The sequence below is a fragment of the Vibrio sp. N418 genome (assembly GCF_000222565.1).
Lineage (GTDB): Bacteria > Pseudomonadota > Gammaproteobacteria > Enterobacterales > Vibrionaceae > Vibrio > Vibrio scophthalmi.
On sequence record NZ_AFWD01000007.1, the window covers coordinates 1 to 3,989 of the forward strand.

A 3,989-nucleotide genomic window follows, 5' to 3' on the forward strand; every position below is an offset into this window, starting at 1 on the left:
CTCCTTTCGGAGCTCTATTTTTATAAGACAGACAAATTAATTTTATCAATGTAATTTGTTCATTTCAGGATCAGATTCAATCTGAGTCTGTTTCCAGACTAAATCACCAATGCCGTCCGTTGGCTCAAAACCCGTTGGTGCTTCAAGTAAGATCTGGCGGATCTTTTCATGTTCAAAATTATGACAAGCTTCGTCGAGAGCTGCGAGCAACTCTTGGTATTCAACCATTGGGAGAAATCGTTCTTGAGCGGTCATGATTCTTTCATGAGCCGTACCCTCAACATTATCGCCAATCAACAACTCTTCAAACAACTTCTCACCCGGGCGCAAGCCAGAAAATTTAATTTCAATATCACCGAGCGGGTTCTCCTCCGACTTAACCTCTAATCCAGAAAGATAAATCAAATTCTTCGCCAAGTCAGTGATTTTTACTGGCTCTCCCATGTCCAGAACAAACACATCACCACCTCTACCCATTGCCCCTGCTTGAATCACAAGTTGAGCGGCTTCAGGAATAGTCATGAAATAACGAATAATATCAGGATGGGTGACCGTAACAGGGCCACCTAAAGCAATTTGCTTTTTAAACACAGGTATCACTGAACCAGAAGATCCCAATACGTTGCCAAAACGCACCATACAAACTCGAGTTCCTTTGGACTTTGCATTTTCTTGTTCCGCTAACGCCTGCAAGCCAAGCTCAGCAACTCGCTTGGTTGTTCCCATCACATTAGTTGGGCGAACCGCTTTATCGGTTGAAATAAGGACAAAAGATTCCACTCCGGCTTCAATCGCCGCTTGAGCTGTATAGAAAGTACCAAAGACATTATTACGCACACCTTCAACCACGTTAAACTCAACCAATGGAACATGTTTATAAGCCGCGGCGTGATAAACAGTTTGCACCAAAAAGCTTTTCATTACCGTCGCAAGTCGATTAATACGCTGAATAGAACCCAACAAAGGAATGATCTCTACTTCCAATTGTTCACTACTGACTAGCGCATTCAACTCTCTATCTATTTGGTATAGTGCAAACTCCGAAAGTTCAAATAGCACTAATTTCTTAGGTTTATTTCTAACAATCTGCCTGCATAACTCGGAACCAATCGATCCTCCAGCGCCTGTTACCATAACGACTTTATTTTTGATATTTGCTTCCATTAAGACTTGCTGAGGCGCGACTGAGTCACGACCCAATAAATCTTCTATTGCAACATCCTTAAGCTCATCAATTTTAGCTTTACCATCGACAATATCTTTCATATCAGGAACAGTAAGCACTTCGGCAGGAAGATTTACTAACGAATGTAATATCGCCTTACGTCGAGCACGAGAAGCACTAGGGACGGCAAGTAAAACTTGCTCAACCTTGTGTTTACGAACCAAATATTCAGATCTTTCTAGACGACTAACCGTTAAGCCCATCAAAACAGTATTCTTTAAGGTTTCATCTTCATCGATAAAACCAACAACTTTATGGGTATCAGAATTTCTCAACGCAATCGCGAGCTGGCGACCAGCAGAACCCGCACCATAGATCAGTACAGGCTTACTGCCTTTTTTATTCGCTTGCGTGACAAGTACACGAACAATTAATCGTGAGCCACCACAAAGTAGACAAAGAAAAGCAGCATAGATAATAGGGATCGAACGAGGGATAGGCGCATCAAAGTAGAATGCAAGCACCGCAACAGAAAGGGCTGATATCAAGGTACCAATGCTAACAACTGCTAAAGCGTGGAATGTAAGGTACCTCAATACAGCACGGTATAACCCTAACTTGGTAAAAGCTAATATTGTGATCACTAATGTTCCAACGATCACTGATTGAACTAAAGAATCTCGAACTGGAACAACTGTACCCACACGCGCCCAATAAGCGATAAAAAACGAAGTAATAACAAACAACGTATCGATAGAAATACTAATGATTCGCTTATTCAAACGAGATAGATTCCAAATCAAATTTAACCTAGCCATGGCACTCTCTTTGAAATAATAAACGCCAGTATTGTACTGGCGTTTTAAGTAGATGTCGCGATTCAAATCTAAATTTGAACTACTTAGCGGCGTCACCATTGCCACTCCCAGACACGGTCATGAGAATGTACTTGAAGTAATTTTTGAGCGTAAGATTATCAATCATTTGCTTATCAGTCTTCGCAAGTAATGTTGGCGTCGACATATCAATATTTTGAACTTGAGCTAAACCTGTAACACCAGGTAGTACGTCATACACACCTAAAGCATCACGTTCTTGGATCAACTCTTCTTGATTGAATAAATTTGGGCGAGGACCTACTAGACTCATCTCACCTTTTAACACATTAATTAATTGAGGTAACTCATCAATCTTAGTTTTACGTAAAAATTTACCTAGCTTTGTAATAGATGCATGATTTGCTAAGTGGCTGGCTACTGATTTTGTTTCGACTGACATAGTTCGGAATTTTATTAACCTAAAAGCTTTTTTATTTTTACCTACTCGAGTTTGAATGAATATAGGCGAGCCTGTATCGAATAAACCAACAATTAAGACAAAAAGTAAAATTGGCCATAAAAAAAACAAGCCAAAAAAAGCTGCTAAGATGTCTATCATTCGGATCATTGTTTGTTCTCTTTATTTGATAAGAAAGCTTCTGCTGTTTCTTTAAAACCATCTTCTAATGTTTGCGGTGGTTTCCAACCAAGCGTTTTTTTTGTGTGCGTGATATCAACCTGCAATGAATCCAATAATCTATCAACTGTATCTTGCTTTCCAAAAACACTACCAGCCAATCTGTAACTCCATTTAGGAATAGGAATCTGCCATTGAGGCTTATTTAGCGATTTAGCCATTTCACGTACCATTTCTGATGTTGATACATCATGGTCATCAGAAACTAAAAACACTTGATTCGCAGCTTTAGGGTGAGCAATGCATGTTATAATAAGATCAACTAGGTTATTAACAGATACTAAACTACGTTTATTATTAGTAAGGAACCCAAATGGTAACGGTAACCCTTTAGAAACCAAGTTCATTAAAGAAGCAAAGTTAGCTTTAACGCTAGGACCATAAACAAGCGTTGGTCGGATAATAACGACCTCTAGGCCTGTTTCTTCCGCAAGTTGTAACAGCTGCACTTCTGCTTCTGCTTTTGATTGGCCATAAAAATCTTCAGGACGGCGATCATCTGTGGATTTAAATGGCTTGTTAAGTTTTGTTGACTCTCCATTTACTTTAATCGAGCTAATAAAGATAAAACGTTTAACACCTGCCGCCACTCCTTGTCGTGCAAGATTTAGAGTTCCCTTGGTATTTACTTCTCGATAATCATCTAAAGGATTTTCCGAATTATCATTCATGACGTGGACGCGAGCAGCAGAATGTATTATACAATTAACACCACACAATAAGTCATTATAATTCGTGTGAGAATTAATATCTTTTATATATGCGTTGTCTTTTAATGAGGTTCTATTTACCAAAATTAGTTTGTCATTTCCAATTCTGTTTACTAAATGCGTCCCAAGAAACCCACTTGCCCCTGTTAATATAATCATATTATTTAGCTATGTTCTGTCGTATGAATTCAACAATAAACTTTGGATAATCTATCAATAAACGTTTTCTAACATAAGAATGCCTAATGAAACGTTGAAACCAACGCAAATTAAGTTTATCGAAAAAAGGGTGGAAATAATTTACATTTTGAGATATCTGTGTTAAAAAGCCACCACACGTAAAAGCAAGAGCTAATGAGTCTATATTCTTATAACACTCAATAAGAAATTCTTCTTGAAAAGGGGTGCCAAGCCCAGCAATAACTAATTCAACTCTCTCATCTTTCATTTTATCAATAACAGTGGCTATATTATCTTCTATGTAACCGTGATGATGAAATACAATATCTAACGTAGGGTACTTTTCACCAATTACATTTCTTGCTTTATTAATTTCAAGTTCGCTTCCACCAACAAGGGCAACCCTCAACTGTTTTTTT

Annotated in this window: 4 protein-coding genes; all 4 read right to left on the reverse strand. The window is 38.4% G+C overall.

Going from position 1 to position 3,989, the window contains the following annotated elements; translation table 11 throughout:
- Positions 1 to 45 precede the first annotated feature (45 nt).
- Positions 46 to 1,983, reverse strand: coding sequence for a polysaccharide biosynthesis protein (locus RH86_RS01885; RefSeq protein WP_038219092.1), 1,938 nt, complete (start codon positions 1,981 to 1,983; stop codon positions 46 to 48).
- Positions 1,984 to 2,062: 79 nt separating this feature from the next.
- Positions 2,063 to 2,611 (reverse strand): sugar transferase, encoded by a 549-nt coding sequence (locus tag RH86_RS01890; protein ID WP_009384617.1) that lies wholly within the window; start codon positions 2,609 to 2,611, stop codon positions 2,063 to 2,065.
- A complete protein-coding gene (locus tag RH86_RS01895; RefSeq protein ID WP_038219090.1) occupies positions 2,608 to 3,549 on the reverse strand; it encodes a UDP-glucose 4-epimerase family protein in 942 nt (313 codons plus the stop codon). Before RH86_RS01895 ends, RH86_RS01890 begins: the two co-directional genes overlap by 4 nt.
- Before the next feature lies 1 nt (position 3,550).
- The coding region (locus tag RH86_RS01900; RefSeq protein WP_009384619.1) for a WecB/TagA/CpsF family glycosyltransferase at positions 3,551 to 3,989 on the reverse strand (439 nt) is incomplete at its 5' end.

Excerpts from the sequence above, each read along its gene's own strand:
- RH86_RS01885 (WP_038219092.1), bottom strand. The coding sequence starts at position 1,983 with ATGGCTAGGTTAAATTTGATTTGGAATCTATCTCGTTTGAATAAGCGA.
- RH86_RS01890 (WP_009384617.1), bottom strand. The coding sequence starts at position 2,611 with ATGATCCGAATGATAGACATCTTAGCAGCTTTTTTTGGCTTGTTTTTT.
- RH86_RS01895 (WP_038219090.1), bottom strand. The coding sequence starts at position 3,549 with ATGATTATATTAACAGGGGCAAGTGGGTTTCTTGGGACGCATTTAGTA.